Origin of the sequence: Streptomyces lavendulae subsp. lavendulae, from assembly GCF_002803845.1 — a bacterium.
GTDB classification, from domain to species: domain Bacteria; phylum Actinomycetota; class Actinomycetes; order Streptomycetales; family Streptomycetaceae; genus Streptomyces; species Streptomyces lavendulae.
Window position 1 is genome coordinate 1,820,321 of sequence record NZ_CP024985.1, and the last position, 16,969, is coordinate 1,837,289.

Consider the following 16,969-nt stretch of genomic DNA (forward strand, 5'->3'; position numbering starts at 1 on the left):
GCACCGCCGTGCACGGGGCAGGGCCCCACCCCCAGGGGGGTGGGGCCCTGCTCTCGTATATCCGTCCGGGCCGTGCTCAGGACCGGGCGTCCAGCCACTGCCCGACCGCTCCCGCGGTCTCCTGCGCGTGCTGCTCCATCATCGTGAAGTGGTTGCCGGGGGCATCCACGGCCGTGTGCTCCAGGTCCCAGTAGGAACGCCAGTCGCCGGTCGCCGCGCGCTTCCAGTCGAAGAACCGCTCCTCGGCCCGGACCAGCAGCGTGGGCGACTTCACCGCCTGCGGCTTCCAGCCGCCGAAGAGCCGGAAGTAGGCGCCCATCGCCAGCAGGCGGCTGTCGTCCACCGGGACGTAGCTGCCCTGACGCTCGTCGACGCCTTCCGACAGCCCCGGCTGGATGCCGAGGATGGCGTCGTCGTCGTGCGAGTAGATGTCGATCAGGACGACCGCCTCGGGGAAGACCCCGGCATCCTCCAGCCGCCCGGCGACCGCGTGGGCGAGCATGCCGCCCGAGGAGTGTCCGAGGAGCACGAACGGCGCCCCGTCCGTGTGCCGCAGGACGGCCTCGGCCTGGGCCTCGATCACCGCTCCGGCCGTCGAGGGCAGCTGCTCGCCCCGCAGGAAGCCGGGGGCCGCCATGGCGTGGACGTCGCGCCGGCCGCGGAAGGCGGAGGCGAACCGGGCGTACTGGTGCGGCCCGGAGATCGACAGGATCGAGGAGAAGCAGACCAGCCCCGGACCCTCCTCACCGCGCGCCAGCCGCACCAGGGCGGGCGCCCGGCGCAGCTCGGCCGCCGAGGAGAACGAGGGCCTGAACCGCGAGGCCTGCATCAGCAGTTCCATGAACTGGCCGGACGCGCCCTGCGTCCCCGCCTCCTGGAGCATCGCGCCGAAGACCCCGGCGTCCTCCTCCGCGTCCCGCTCCGCCGTCCCGGCGGCCCCGGCGGGCACGCCCGGACCCTCGGCGAGCTCGGCGCGCAGCCGCTGCGCGACCAGCAGCGGGGTCGGGTGGTCGAACAGCAGGGTGGCGGGCAGCCGCAGGCCGGTGGCCGCGTTCAGCTGGTTGCGCAGCTCGACGGCGGTCAGCGAGTCCAGGCCGAGCTCCAGGAACTCCTGGGACTCCCCCACCGCCTCGGGCGAGGGGTAGGCCAGCACCGCGGCGGCCTGCGCCCGCACCACGTCGAGCAGGACGCGCTCCTGCTCCTCCTCCGGCAGCGCCGACAGCCCCGCGAGGAGCTGCGCGGCGGCGGAGGCCGCCGCCGTCCCGGCGCCGTGCGCGGCGGCCTTGCGCAGACCACCCCGGACCAGCCCCCGGAAGACCGCCGGCAGGGCTCCGGACTCGGCCTGGGCCCGCAGCGGGGCGGTGTCCAGGCGGATGGCGAGGAAGACGCTGCCCGCGGCCGGACCGCACGCCGTGTCGAAGAGGGCCAGGCCCTGCTCGGAGGTGAGCGGGGCCAGACCGGCCCGCGCCATCCGCTGCACGTCGGCGTCGGTGAGCTCGCCGGTCATCTCGCTGCGCTGCTCCCACAGTCCCCAGGCCAGGGACACGGCGGGCAGCCCCTCGGCGCGCCGGCTGTGCGCCAGGGCGTCGAGGAAGGCGTTGGCCGCCGCGTAGTTGGCCTGGCCGGGGCTGCCGAGGGTGCCCGCGGCCGAGGAGAACAGGACGAACGCGGCCAGGTCCAGGTCCCGGGTCAGCTCGTGCAGGTGCAGCGCCGCGTCCACCTTGGGCCGCAGGACCGAGTCGATCCGCTCGGGCGTCAGGGACGGGACGAGCCCGTCGTCGAGGTGCCCCGCGGTGTGGACGACGGCCGTGAGCGGGTGCTCGGCCGGGATCCCGGCCAGCAGGGCCGCCAGTGCCTCCCGGTCGGACGCGTCGCAGGCGACGACGGCCGCCTCGGCGCCCAGCGCGGCGAGTTCCGCGACGAGTTCCGCCGCGCCGGCCGCACGCGGTCCGCGCCGGCTGGTGAGCAGCAGGCGCCGGGCCCCGTGCTCGGTCACCAGGTGCCGGGCCAGGAGGCTGCCGAGCACGCCGGTGCCGCCGGTGATCAGGACGGTACCGTCCGGGTCCGGTACGGGGACCGGTACCGGTACCGGCCGCGCGGCCTCGGCGGCGGCGCCTTCCTCGGCGGCCTCCTGCGGCTCGGGGCGCTCCGCCCGGACCCTGGCCAGCCGGGCGGCGTGCAGCGCTCCCCCGCGCAGGGCGAGCTGCGGTTCGCCACTGGCCACGGCGGCCGCCAGCAGCGCGGGGTGTTCCGCCCGCGCGGCGTCGGCTCCGGCGTCCAGGTCGATCAGCAGGAACCGGCCGGGGTTCTCCGACTGCGCCGAGCGCAGCAGGCCCCAGACCGAGGCGTGCGCCAGGTCCGCCACGCCCTCGCCCGGCAGCGCCTCGACGGCGCCCCGGGTGAGCACCGCGAGGCGGGAGCCGGCGAACGCTTCCTCGGCCAGCCAGGCCTGTACGAGCGCGAGGGCGTCGCGGGTCGCCTGCCGGGCGGCCCCGGCCGTGTCCTGCGGACCCTCGGCGGCGCCGGCTCCGGGCATGGCGTACGTGACGAGCACGGTGTCCGGCGCCGGCTGTCCGGCGGTCACCACGGCGCCGAGGGCGTCGAGGTCTCCGTAGACGTCGGCGGTGGCGTCCGCGCCGCGCAGCGCGGCCTCCAGACCGAGGGTGTCGGGCCCGACCAGGGCCCAACGGCCGGCCGTGGCCGCGGGGTCGGCGGCCGCGGCGGGAACGACGGGCCACTCCAGGCGGAACAGCGACTCGTGGAACGCGGACCGGGCCGACGTCAGCGCGGCCGGGTCGAGCGTGCGCAGCAGCAGCGACTCCACCGACACGACGGGCTCGCCCTGCTCGTCGAAGGCCGTGAGGGACACGGCCCCCGATCCGGCCGGGGCCAGCCGCACCCGCAGCGCGTCCGCCCCGACGGCGTGCAGGCCTACGCCGGTGAAGGCGAAGGGCAGCCGCATCCGGGCCTCCGCGCCGGGCTCCTCGTCGTCGGCGGTGAGGAAGGAGCCGAGGGCGAGGCCGTGCAGGCCCGCGTCCAGCAGCGCCGGGTGCACGCCGAAGTGCGCGGCATCGGCCTGCGGGCCTTCGGCGAGGGAGAGTTCGGCGAAGAGCTCGTCGCCGAGCCGCCAGGCCGCCCGCAGGTTGCGGAAGGCCGGTCCGTACGCGTATCCGCCGGCGGCGAACAGCTCGTACAGGTCGTCCACTTCGAGCTCGTCGGCGCCCGCCGGGGGCCAGGTCCGCGGAGCCGGGGCCGGCGCCGCGGCCGGGGTGTCCGCCGCACCGAGCACACCGGCGGCGTGCCGCGTCCACGGCTCGCTCTCGGAGCCTCGGCCGTCCTCGCCGTGCCGGGCCTCGGGGCGCGAGTACACGTGCAGTGCCCGCCTCCCGTCCGCGTCCGGGGCCGCCACCGACAGCCGGAGCTGGAGTGCCCCGCGCTCGGGGAGCACCAGCGGGGCTTCCAGGGTCAGTTCCTCCAGGACGGTGCTGCCGGCCCGCTGGGCGGCGTGCAGCGCGAGTTCCACGAAGGCCGTCCCGGGCAGCAGCACGGCACCGGCGGCGCGGTGGTCGGCCAGCCAGGGGTGGGTCGTGAGGGACAGGCGGCCCGTGAAGAGGAACCCGTCCGAATCCGGCAGTTCGACGGCCGCGCCCAGCAGCGGGTGCTCGGCCTTGCCGAGTCCGGCGGAGGCCACGTCGCCGACGGCGGAGACCGGTACGTCGATCCAGAAGCGGTCGCGCTGGAAGGCGTAGGTGGGCAGGTCCACGCGTTGCGCGCCCGTTCCGGCGAACACGGCGTCCCAGTCCACCGTCACACCGCGTACGTAGGCCTCGCCCAGGGAGAGCCAGAACCGCTCCAGACCACCTTCACCACGCCGCAGGGAACCCAGGACAGCGGCCTCCCGGCCCGCGTCCTCGACCGTCTCCTGCAGACCGACCGTCAGCACCGGATGCGGGCTGGACTCGATGAACACACCGAACCCCTGATCGAGCAGCGTCCGCGTGGCCCGCTCCAGCTCCACCGTCCGACGCAGATTACGGAACCAGTACCCACCGTCCAGTTCGGGGCCTTCGACCCACTCACCGGTGACGGTCGACAGGAACGGAACCCCCGCAGCCCGCGGCGCGATCGGCGCGAGCAGCGTGTCCAGTTCCTCCCGCAGCAGCTCGACCTGCGCCGAGTGGGAGGCGTAGTCCACCGCGATCCGCTTCGCACGGACCCCGTCCGTCTCGCACGCGGCCAGGAACTCCTCCAGCGCCTGGACCTCGCCCGAGACCACGACCGACGACGGGCCGTTCACGGCGGCGACGGAGATCCGCTCCTCACCCCACGGGGCGATCCGCTCACGCACCTCGGCAGCGGCCAGCGGCACCGACACCATGCCACCCAGCCCCGCCAGCACCCGGCCGATCGCCTGCGACCGCAGGGCCACCACACGGGCCGCATCCTCCAACGACAAGATCCCCGCCACACACGCGGCCGCGATCTCACCCTGGGAATGCCCGATCACCGCACCCGGCCGGACACCCGCCGCGCGCCACACCTCGGCCAGCGACACCATCACCGCGAACAGCGCCGGCTGCACCACATCCACCCGGTCGAGGGAGGGCGCGCCGTCGGCGGCCCGCAGCACATCCACCAACGACCAGTCGGTGAAAGGCTCCAGCGCCTTCGCACACTCCCCGATCCGCGCCGCGAACACCGGCGAGGACTCCAACAGCCCAGCCGCCATCCCCAACCACTGCGAACCCTGACCCGGGAACACGAACACCGTCTTCCCGGTGCTCACGGCGCCGCGCGTCACTCCGGCGGCCGCGGTCCCGTCCTCCAGCGCGGTCAGACCACGCAGCAGTTCCTTCCGGTCCCCGGCAACGACCACCGCGCGGTGGTCGAAGACGGCCCGGGTCGTGGCCAGGGAGAGCGCCACATCGGCGGGCCTGAGCCCGGCCGCGCCCTCCAGGTGCCTGCGCAGGCGGGCCGCCTGGTCGCGCACGGCGTCCGCCGACTTCGCGGACACCACGTACGGCAGCACCGGTGCGGTACCCGTCTCGGCCGCGGTCACCACGGCCTCGTCCGGGGCCTGCTCGATGATCGTGTGCGCGTTGGTGCCGCCGATGCCGAACGAGGACACGGCCGCCCGGCGCGGGCGCCCGGTCTCCGGCCAGGGGGTGGCCGACTCCAGGAGCGAGACCGCTCCCGCCGACCAGTCCACGTGCGGGGTGGGCTCGTCCACGTGCAGGGACTTCGGCAGGACTCCGTGCCGTATCGCCTGGACCATCTTGATGACGCCCGCCACACCGGCGGCGGCCTGCGTGTGGCCGATGTTGGACTTGATCGAGCCGAGCAGCAGCGGCTGCTCGGCCGGCCGGTCCTGGCCGTAGGTGGCCAGGAGGGCCTGGGCCTCGATCGGGTCGCCGAGCGTCGTGCCCGTGCCGTGCGCCTCGACGGCGTCCACCTCGGCGGCGGACAGACCGGCGTTGGCCAGGGCCTGGCGGATGACGCGCTGCTGGGAGGGGCCGTTGGGGGCCGTGAGGCCGTTGGAGGCGCCGTCCTGGTTGACCGCCGAGCCGCGGACCACCGCGAGGACCGGGTGGCCCTTGGCACGGGCGTCCGAGAGCCGCTCGACCAGCAGCATGCCGACGCCCTCGCCCCAGGCGGTGCCGTCGGCGGCGGCCGCGAAGGGCTTGCAGCGCCCGTCGGAGGCCAGGCCGCGCTGGATGCTGAACGCGATGAAGGTGCCGGGCGTGGCCATCACGGTCACACCGCCCGCGAGGGCCATGTCGCATTCGCCGTTGCGCAGGGCCTGGACGGCGAGGTGGAGGGTGACGAGCGAGGAGGAGCAGGCCGTGTCGACGGTGACCGCCGGGCCCTCCAGGCCGAACGTGTACGAGACGCGGCCCGAGGCGACACTGCCCGAGCTGGACGTCCCCATGTACCCCTCCAGGCCCTCCGGGGCCCGGTGCAGGAGCGTGCCGTAGTCGTTGTACATGACACCCGCGAACACGCCGGTCCGGCTGCCGCGCATCGAGGCCGGGTCGATGCCGGCCCGCTCGAAGGCCTCCCAGGAGGTCTCCAGCAGCAGCCGCTGCTGCGGGTCGGTCGCCAGGGCCTCGCGCGGCGAGATCCCGAAGAACGTCGGGTCGAAGTGGTGCGCGTCGTGCAGGAACCCGCCGGTCGGGCTGTAGTCGGCGCCCGGCTGGCCGGGGTCGAGGATTCCGGCGAGGTCCCAGCCGCGGTCGTCCGGCATGGCGGAAATGGCGTCCCGCCCGTCCGCGACGAGTCGCCACAGGTCCTCGGGCGAGCGGACGTCACCGGGGAAGCGGCAGGCCATCGCCACGATGGCGATCGGCTCGTCGTCGTGCACGGAGGCCGCGACCGCGGCCACGTCCGTGCCCTGGCCGCCGAGCAGCTCGGCGTGCAGGTACTCCCCCAGAACGGCAGGCGTCGGGTAGTCGAAGACGAGGGTGGCCGGCAGGCGCACACCCGTCGCCGCCGCGAGGCGGTTGCGCAGTTCGACGGCGGTCAGCGAGTCGAAGCCGACCTCGCTGAACGACCGCGCCGGATCCACCGCCTCCGGCCCCGCGAAGCCGAGTACGGCCGCGACCTGTCCTCGGACCAGCTCCAGCACGGCTCCCGGCCGCTGGTCCTGCGGCAGGGCCGTGAGCTGCCGGGCGAAGGCACCGCCCGCGGCCGTGCCGCCCCGGGCCGCACGCCGCGAGGGCATGCGGACGAGGCCGGAGAGCAGCGGCGGGAGCATCCCGCCGCGAGCGGCGGCGCGCAGGGCGGCCAGATCCAGCCGGACCGGCACCAGCAGTGCCTGTCCGGACGCGCAGGCGCTGTCGAACAGGGCCACGCCTTCGGCGGCGCTCAGGGCGATCACGCCACCGCGGCCCATGCGTGAGACGTCGCCGGCGTCCAGGGTGTCCCCCATGCCGCCGGCCTCGGCCCACAGGCCCCAGGCGAGGGAGGTCGCGGCCAGGCCCTGGGCCCGGCGGTGCGCGGCGAGGGCGTCCAGGAAGGTGTTGGCCGCCGCATAGTTGGCCTGGCCCGCACCACCGAACACACCAGCGGCCGAGGAGAACAGGACGAAAGCGGACAGGTCGAGACCGGCGGTCAGCTCGTGCAGGTTCCACGCCGCGTCCACCTTCGGACGCAACACCGCCGACAACCGCTCAGCCGTCAGAGAGCCCACGACACCGTCGTCCAGAACACCGGCCGTGTGCACGACCGCCGACAACGGACGCTCCTCCGGAATCCCCGCCAGGACAGCAGCCAGCGCGTCGCGGTCGGCGACGTCACAGGCCGCCCACGCCACCTCCGCACCCAGCTCGGCCAGCTCCGCCGACAACTCGGCAGCACCCGAAGCCGCCTCACCACGACGACTCACCAGCAACAGATTCCGTACCCCGTGCTCGGCCACCAGGTGCCGGGCGAACAGACCACCCAGCGAACCACTCGCACCCGTCACCAGCACCGTGCCACCGGCATCCCACTCCGGATCCAAGCCGGCGACCGACGCGCGCGCCAGGCGCGGCACGAGCAGCACGCCCCCGCGCACCGCCACCTCGGACTCACCCGAGGCCAGGGCCGCCGAGAGCGCCTGCTCCGCATCGCCGTCGGCGTCGACGTCCACCAGGACGATCCGGCCCGGGTTCTCCGACTGCGCGGAGCGCACCAGGCCCCACACCGCGGCGTGCACCAGGTCCGCAGGACCGTCGCCCGGGGCGACGGTCACGGCGCCGCGGGTCAGGAACGCCAGCCGCGCATCGGCGAAACGGTCGTCGGACAGCCACCGCTGGAGCAGCGCCAGCACCCGGGCCGCCTCGGCGTGCACCGCGTCGGCCACGTCCGGGCCGTCGGGCGCCGGGCACGACAGCACCAGCGCACCCGGCACCGCGTCGAGGTCGTCGAGGGCCTGCGCGTCGGCCTCGTCCCGCATGATCCAGTCGCCGAACAGTGCGTCGGAAGGCATCAGTTCGCGCCACTCGACGCGGAACAGCGCATCGCCGTGGCCGGCGACCTGCCGGCCGAGCTGCTCCGGCGAGAAGGCGCGCAGAGCGAGGCTGTCCACCGAGGCGACCGGGACACCGTCGGTGTCGGCGATCTCCAGACGCACCGCCTCGCGTCCGGCCCGGGAGAGCCGTACGCGCAGGGTGTCCGCTCCCGTGGAGTGGACCGCGACCCCGGACCAGGCGAACGGCAGCCGCGGCAGACCGGTGTCCTCCACGAGGGAGCCGAGGCCGATGGCGTGCAGAACGGAGTCGAGGAGCGCCGGGTGGATCGTGAACTGCTCGGCGTCCGGGCCCTGCTCGTCGCCGAGGCCGACCTCGGCGAACACCTCGTCGCCCTTGCGCCAGGCGGCCCGCAGGCCCTGGAACACCGGCCCGTAGCCGAAGCCGGACTCGGCGAAGCCCTCGTACAGATCCTCGACGTCGACGGGCTCCGCGCCGGCCGGGGGCCAGGCCGCGAGGTCGAACACCGGAGGCTCCTCCGCACTCACCGCGAGGGTCGCGGTGGCGTTGCGGAGCCAGAGGGCACTCTCCGCCGCCAGGGCGTCGCGCGAGTGGAAGGCCAGGGGCCGGCGGCCCGCCTCGTCGGGGGCACCGACGGCGATCTGGAGCTCGACGCCGCCGTCCTCGGCGAGGACGAGGGGGGCGGCGAGGGTCAGCTCTTCCACCAGGTCGCAGCCGATCTGCTCACCGGCGCGCAGCGCCAGCTCGACGAACGCCGTACCGGGGAGCGTCACCGCTCCCATGACCACGTGGTCCGCGAGCCAGGGGTGGGTGGCGACGGACAGCCGCCCGGTGAGGAGCAGGCCGTCGGCGTCCGCCAGCATCACCGAGGCGCCGAGCAGGGGGTGGTCGGCGGGCCGCAGGCCCGCGGCGGCCGCGTCGGCGAAGGATCCGACGGGGAGGTCGATCCAGTACCGCTCGTGCTGGAAGGCGTAGGTCGGCAGGTCGATGCTCCGGGCACCGGTGCCCGCGAAGTACGACTCCCAGTCGACGGGGGCCCCGTGGGCGTGGGCCTCGGCGACGGCGGCCGTGAGGGTGCCCGTCTCGGGGCGCTCCTTGCGCAGGGCGGGGGCGAACACGGCAGCACGCGTCTCGTCGGCCAGGCAGGTCTGCGCCATGGCGGAGAGGACTCCGTCGGGGCCGAGTTCGAGGTACGTGGTCACGCCCGCGGCTTCCAGGGCGCGGATGCCGTCGAGGAAGCGGACCGCCTCGCGGACGTGCCGCACCCAGAAGTCCGCCGAGCCCATCTCGTCGGAGACCAGGGCACCGGTCAGGTTGGAGACCACCGGGATCCGCGGGGCGGCGTAGGTGAGCCCCTGCGCGACCCGGCGGAAGGCGTCGAGCATGCCGTCCATGTGCGGGGAGTGGAAGGCGTGGCTGACGGTCAGCCGCTTGGACTTCCGGTCGGGGAAGGCTTCCGCGATCGCGACGGCCGCGTCCTCGTCACCGGCGATCACGACCGAGCGCGGCCCGTTGATCGCCGCGATGCTGACCCGGTCGGTCAGCAGCGGCAGGACCTCGTCCTCCGAAGCCTCCAGCGCGATCATCACCCCACCGGCCGGCAGCGCCTGCATCAGCCGCCCACGGGCCTCCACCAGCGTGCACGCGTCGTCCAGCGACAGCACCCCCGCCACGTGCGCGGCGGCGATCTCACCGACCGAATGCCCGGACACGAAGTCCGGCCTCACACCCCACGACTCCAGCAGCCGGAACAGCGCCACCTCGACGGCGAACAGCGCGGGCTGGGTATAGCGCGTCTCGTCCAGGAGACCGGCATCCGCACCGAACAGCGCTTTCTTCAGCGGAAGTTCCAGCCGCTCGCACACCGCATCCAGCGCGGCGGCGAACACCGGCTGAACCTCGTACAGTTCACGACCCATCCCCAGGCGCTGGCTGCCCTGCCCCGTGAACAGGAACGCGAGTTTGCCGGCTCCGGCGGCGCCCACCGTGCCGCAGGTGATCCCGGCGGCGGTCACGTCGCCGTTCTCCAGCGCGGCCAGCGCGCCGAGCAGTTCTTCCCGGGCACCGGCCACGATCACCGCACGGTGGGCGAAGGCAGCGCGACGGGTGGCCAGCGAGTAGGCCATGTCGGCCGCGCCGGCCTCGGGCGTGTCCTGCAGGTGGGTCCGCAGGCGGGCCGCCTGGGCGCTCAGCGCGTCCGTCGACTTCGCGGACAGCACGTACGGGAACGCCGGCGCCGCGTCCGTCTCGGCCGCGGCCACCGCGGCCTCGTCCGGGGCCTGCTCGATGATGGTGTGCGCGTTGGTGCCGCTGATGCCGAAGGAGGACACGGCCGCGCGGCGCGGACGGCCGGTCTCCGGCCAGGCCACCGACTCCGTCAGCAGCTCGACGGCACCCTCGGACCAGTCGACGTGCGGGGAGGGCTCGTCCACGTGCAGCGTCTTCGGCACCGTCCCGTGCCGCATCGCCATGATCATCTTGATCACGCCGGCGACACCGGCGGCGGCCTGCGTGTGGCCGAAGTTGGACTTGATCGAGCCCAGCAGCAGAGGACGGTCCGCCGCTCGGTCCTGGCCGTACGTGGCCAGCAGCGCCTGGGCCTCGATCGGGTCGCCGAGCGTCGTGCCCGTGCCGTGCGCCTCGACCACGTCGACGTCGGCGGAGGTCAGGCCCGCGCTGGCGAGGGCCTGACGGATGACGCGCTGCTGGGACGGGCCGTTGGGGGCGGTCAGCCCGTTGGAGGCGCCGTCCTGGTTGACCGCCGAGCCGCGGACCACCGCGAGCACCGGGTGCCCGTTGCGGCGGGCGTCCGAGAGCCGCTCGACGAGGAGCATGCCGACGCCCTCGCCCCAGGCGGTGCCGTCGGCGGCGGCGGCGAAGGGCTTGCAGCGGCCGTCCGTCGCGAGGCCGCGCTGCCGGCTGAAGGCGATGAAGGTGCCGGGCGTGGCCATCACTGTCACACCGCCCGCGAGCGCGAGGTCGCATTCGCCGTTGCGGAGGGCCTGGACGGCGAGGTGGAGGGTGACGAGCGAGGAGGAGCAGGCCGTGTCGACGGTGACCGCCGGGCCCTCCAGGCCGAACGTGTACGAGACGCGGCCCGAGGCGACACTGCCCGAGCTGGACGTCCCCATGTACCCCTCCAGGCCCTCCGGGGCCCGGTGCAGGAGCGTGCCGTAGTCGTTGTACATGACACCCGCGAACACGCCGGTCCGGCTGCCGCGCATCGAGGCCGGATCGATGCGGGCCCGCTCGAAGGCCTCCCAGGAGGTCTCCAGCAGCAGCCGCTGCTGCGGGTCGGTCGCCAGGGCCTCGCGCGGCGAGATCCCGAAGAACGTCGGGTCGAAGTGGTGCGCGTCGTGCAGGAACCCGCCGGCCGTGCTGTAGCTGGTGCCCTGGCGGTCCGGGTCGGCGTCGAAGAGGGCTTCGAGGTCCCAGCCCCGGTCGGCGGGCATGTCCGAGATGGCGTCCCGCCCGTCGCGGACGAGTCGCCACAGGTCCTCGGGCGAGCGGACGTCGCCCGGGAAGCGGCAGGCCATCGCCACGATGGCGATCGGCTCGTCATCGTGCACGGCGACGGCGGTCGGAGCCGTGTCCGCTTCCTGGCTGCCGAGCAGTTCGGCGTGCAGGTACTCCCCCAGGACGGCGGGCGTCGGGTAGTCGAAGACGAGGGTGGCGGGCAGGCGTACGCCGGTGGCGGCACCGAGGCGGTTGCGCAGTTCGACGGCGGTCAGCGAGTCGAAGCCGACCTCGCTGAACGACCGCGCCGGCTCCACCGCCTCCGGCCCCGCGAAGCCGAGTACGGCCGCGACCTGTCCTCGGACCAGTCCGAGGACGGCGCCGGCCTGCTGCTCCTGCGGCAGGGCAGCGAGCTGTCGGGCGAACGCGCCGCCGCCGCCCCGGGCGGCCCGACGGGCCGGCATCCGGACGAGGCCGGAGAGCAGCGGCGGGAGCATGCCCCCTCCGGCCGCGGCACGCAGGGCGGCCAGGTCAAGCTTGACGGGTGCCAGCAGGGCCTGGCCGGAGGCGCAGGCGGTGTCGAACAGGGCCAGACCCTCGGCCGCGGTAAGGGCGTTGACCCCGCCACGACCCATGCGCGAAACGTCCTCGGCGTCCAGCGCGCCACCCATGCCGCCCACTTCGGCCCACAGACCCCAGGCGAGGGAGGTCGCAGCCAGGCCCTGGGCCCGGCGGTGCGCGGCGAGGGCGTCCAGGAAGGTGTTGGCCGCCGCATAGTTGGCCTGGCCCGCACCACCGAACACACCAGCGGCCGAGGAGAACAGGACGAACGCCGACAGGTCGAGACCGGCGGTCAGCTCGTGCAGGTTCCACGTCGCGTCCACCTTCGGACGCAACACCGCCGACAACCGCTCAGCCGTCAGGGAACCCAGCACACCGTCGTCCAGAACACCGGCCGTGTGCACGACCGCCGACAACGGACGCTCCGCCGGAATCCCGGCCAGGACAGCAGCCAGCGCGTCACGGTCGGCGACATCACACGCCGCCCACGCCACCTCCGCACCCAGCTCAGCCAGCTCCGCAGACAACTCCACCGCACCCGAAGCCGCCTCACCACGACGACTCACCAACAGCAGGTGACGTACCCCGTGCTCGGCCACCAGATGCCGGGCGAACAGACCACCCAGCGAACCACTCGCACCCGTCACCAGCACCGTGCCCTCGGCATCCCAGGCAGGGGCCGCGTCAGCCGCGACCGCAGCCCGCGCCAGCCTCGGCACCAGCACCGATCCACCGCGCACCGCCACCTCGGACTCACCCGACGCCAGTGCGGAGGACAGCGCCTGCTCCACCTCGCCATCGGCGTCGGCATCCACGTCCACCAGGATGATCCGCCCCGGGTTCTCCGACTGCGCCGACCGCACCAGGCCCCGTACCGGAGCGTGGACGAGGTCCGACACACCCTCACCCGGCACGGCCTCCACCGCACCCCGCGTCAGGAACACCAGGCGAGAGCCGGAGAAGCGGTCGTCGGTCAGCCATTCCTTGACCAGCGCGAGCACGCGCCCGGTCTCGGCGTGCACCGCGGCGGCCACGTCCGCGCCGGCGGGCTCGGTGCACGGCACGACCAGCGCGGACGGGATCTCCCCGCCCTCGACCACCGCCACGCCCAGCCCGGCGAGGTCGGCGAAGACCTGCGCGCCCTCGCCAAGCATCATCCAGGTGTCGGCGGAACCGGCCGCCGCCGAGGCCGCCTCCGTCCAATCGACACCGAACAGGGAGTCGCCGTGCCCACCGGCCGGGCGGCCGAACTGCTCGGGCGAGAAGGCCCGGAGGGCCAGGCTGTCCACCGTCGCGACGGGCGCGCCGTCGATGTCGGCCATGTCCAGCCGTACGGACTGCTGACCCGCCTTGGAGAGGCGCACGCGCAGGGTGTCCGCTCCGGTGGAGTGGACCGCGACCCCGGACCAGGAGAAGGGCAGCTGGCCCCGGCCGGTGTCCTCCACGAGGGAGCCGAGGCCGATGGCGTGCAGGGCGGAGTCGAGGAGCGCGGGGTGGATCGTGAACTGCTCGGCGCCCGGGTCGGTTTCGTCGCCGAGCCCCACCTCGGCGAACACCTCCTCGCCGCGCCGCCAGGCGGCCCGCAGGCCCTGGAACACCGGCCCGTAGCCGAAGCCGGAGTCCGCGAGGCCCTCGTACAGGCCTTCGATGTCAACGGGTGCCGCACCGGTGGGCGGCCAGACGTTGAGGTCGCAGGCCTGCTTCTCCTCCGCGCCCTGCGCCAGTGTCGCGGTGGCGTTGCGGACCCACGGCTCGTCGTAGGCCGCCAGGCTGTCGCGCGAGTGGAAGACGACCGGGCGGCGGCCCGCCTCGTCGGGCGCTCCGACGGTGATCTGGAGCTCGACGGCGCCTTCCTCGGGCAACACGAGCGGCGCCGCGACGGTCAGTTCGTCGACCAGGTCGCAGCCGACGCGCTCACCGGCATGAAGGGCGAACTCGACGAAGGCCGTGCCCGGGAGCAGCGCGGAGCCCATGACGCGGTGGTCCGCGAGCCAGGGGTGGGTGGGCAGTGACAGTCGCCCGGTGAGGAGCAGGCCGTCGGCGTCCGCCAGCGTCACCGAGGCGCCGAGCAGGGGGTGGTCTGCGGACCGGAGTCCGGCGGTGGTCACGTCGCCGCCGAGGGTTCCGGCGTCGAGCCAGTAGTGCTCGCGCTGGAAGGCATAGGTGGGCAGGTCGACGTGCTCGGCGCCGGTGTCACGGTGATAGGACTGCCAGTCGACGGCGATGCCCCGGACGTGGACGTGGACGTGGGCGAGGGCCGTGACGGCGGTCTCCGCCTCGGGACGGTCCTTTCGCAGGGTGGGTACGAAGGCGGCGGTGCCGGTGTCGTCGGCCAGGCAGGCCTGCGCCATCGCGGACAGCACCCCGTCGGGTCCGAGCTCGACGTACGTGGTCACGCCCGCCGCCTCCAGGGCGCGGATGCCGTCGAGGAAGCGGACCGCCTCGCGGACGTGCCGCACCCAGAACTCGGCCGAGCCCATCTCATCGGAGACCAGGGCACCGGTCAGGTTCGAGACCACCGGAATCTGCGGGGCGCCATAGGTCAGCCCGGCCACAACCCGGCGGAAGTCCTCCAGCATGTCGTCCATGTGCGGCGAGTGGAACGCGTGGCTCACCGTCAGCCGCTTGGACTTCCGGTCCGGGAAGGCTTCCACGATCGCGGTCGCCGCGTCCTCGTCACCGGCGATCACGACCGCGCGCGGCCCGTTGACGGCGGCGATGCTCACCCGGCCGGTCAGCAGCGGCAGGACCTCGTCCTCCGACGCCTCCAGCGCGATCATCACCCCACCGGCCGGCAGCGCCTGCATCAGCCGCCCACGGGCGGACACGAGCGCGCACGCGTCGTCCAGCGACAACACACCCGCCACATGCGCGGCGGCGATCTCACCGACCGAATGACCCGACACGAAGTCCGGCCGCACACCCCACGACTCCAGCAGCCGGAAGAGCGCCACCTCGACGGCGAACAGCGCGGGCTGGGTGTACTCAGTACGGTCCAGCAGCTTCGCATCCGTACCGAACAGCACGCCCTTCAGCGGCAGTTCGAGCGAGAGCCGCTCGCACACCGCGTCCAGCGCCTCCGCGAACACCGCATAGGCGTCATACAGCTCACGCCCCATCCCCAGGCGCTGACTGCCCTGACCGGTGAACAGGAAGGCAGTCTTGCCGCGTGCTCCGGCCTCGCCCCGGACGACGCGCGTCGCGGCGGTCTCCTCCTCGGAGGCCAGTGCCGCCAGGTCGGCGAGGGCGCGGTCGCGGTCGCCGGCCACGACGACGGCGCGGTGTTCGAGGGCGGCGCGGCCGGTGGCCAGGGAGCGGCTGATGTCCGCCGCCGACTGGTCGGGGTGGGCGCGCAGGTGGGTGAGCAGGCGTTCGGCCTGGGCGCGCAGGGCGGCTTCCGTACGGGCCGAGACGGGCCACGGCAGTACGGGCGGTACGACGGTGCGGCGCTGCGGGGCCGCCGTCTCGGCGGTCTCGGTCCCGGTCTCGGTCCCGGTCTCCGACTCGGTCCCGGCCGCGTCGGTCGCCGCCGCGTCGGCGGGGACCTCGGTGGGGGCCTGCTCGATGATGGTGTGCGCGTTCGTGCCGCTGATGCCGAACGAGGAGACGGCCGCGCGGCGCGGGCGACCGGTGTCCGGCCAGTCCACGGTGGTGCGCAGCAGCGACACGGCGCCCGCGGCCCAGTCGACCTTGGTCGAGGGCTCGTCCACGTGGAGGGACTTCGGGATCCGGCCGTGGCGGATCGCCATGACCATCTTGATGACGCCGGCCACGCCGGCGGCGGCCTGCGTGTGTCCGATGTTGGACTTCACGGAGCCCAGCCACAGCGGGCGGTCCTCGGTGTGCTCCCGGCCGTACGTGGCCAGCAGGGCCTGCGCCTCGATGGGGTCGCCGAGGGTGGTGCCGGTGCCGTGCGCCTCGACCACGTCGACGTCCGCGCCGGTGAGGCGGGCGTCGGCCAGGGCCTGGCGGATGACGCGCTGCTGGGACGGGCCGTTGGGGGCCGTGAGGCCGTTGGAGGCGCCGTCCTGGTTGACCGCCGAGCCGCGGACCACCGCGAGCACGCGGTGGCCGTTGCGGCGGGCGTCGGAGAGGCGTTCCACGAGGAGCATGCCCGCGCCCTCGCCCCAGCCGGTGCCGTCGGCGGCGTCCGCGAAGGACTTGCAGCGGCCGTCGAAGGACAGGCCGCGCTGGCGGCTGAACTCGGTGAAGGTGCCGGGCGTCGGCATGACGGTGACGCCGCCCGCGAGGGCGAGCGAGCACTCGCCCTTGCGCAGCGCCTGCATGGCCAGGTGGAGCGTCACGAGGGAGGAGGAGCAGGCGGTGTCGACGGTGAGCGCCGGGCCCTCCAGGCCGAACGTGTACGAGACGCGGCCGGAGGCGATGCTGCTGGAGCCGCCGGTGCCGAGGTAGCCCTCGACCTCCGGCGGTACGGCGCGCAGCCGCGAGGCGTAGTCGTGGTACATGACGCCGGTGAAGACGCCGGTGCGGCTGCCGCGCACCGAGGTCGGGTCGATACCGGCGCGTTCGAAGGCCTCCCAGGCGATTTCCAGCAGCAGGCGCTGCTGCGGGTCCATCGCCACGGCTTCACGGGGGGAGATGCCGAAGAACTCCGGCTCGAAGCGGTTGGCGGAGTGCAGGAAGCCGCCTTCGCGCACGTAGCTCGTGCCCCGCCCGTCGGGGTCCTCGTCGAACAGGCTCCCCGTGTCCCAGCCCCGGTCCGTCGGGAAGGCCGAGATCGCGTCGGTCTCCTCGGACACCAGCCGCCACAGGTCCTCGGGGGACTCGACGTCTCCCGGATAGCGGCAGCTCATTCCGATGATCGCGATCGGCTCCTGTTCCTCCGACTCGACCTCCTGGAGGCGGCGGCGCGTCTCGTGGAGATCGGCCGTTACCCGCTTCAGGAAGTACCGGAGCTTTTCCTCGTTCATGCGTGCATCCCTCGTACAGAAGCCAGAAAGTCAAAGTGGTGGGAAGGGGCG

1 protein-coding gene is annotated in these 16,969 nt (G+C 74.1%); it reads right to left on the reverse strand.

Annotation, left to right across the window (positions count from 1 at the left end; all coding sequences use genetic code 11):
- Positions 1-76 precede the first annotated feature (76 nt).
- Positions 77-16,891, reverse strand: a complete 16,815-nt coding sequence (locus tag SLAV_RS08250) for an SDR family NAD(P)-dependent oxidoreductase (protein WP_425276238.1) — start codon at positions 16,889-16,891, stop codon at positions 77-79.
- Positions 16,892-16,969: the final 78 nt, after the last annotated feature.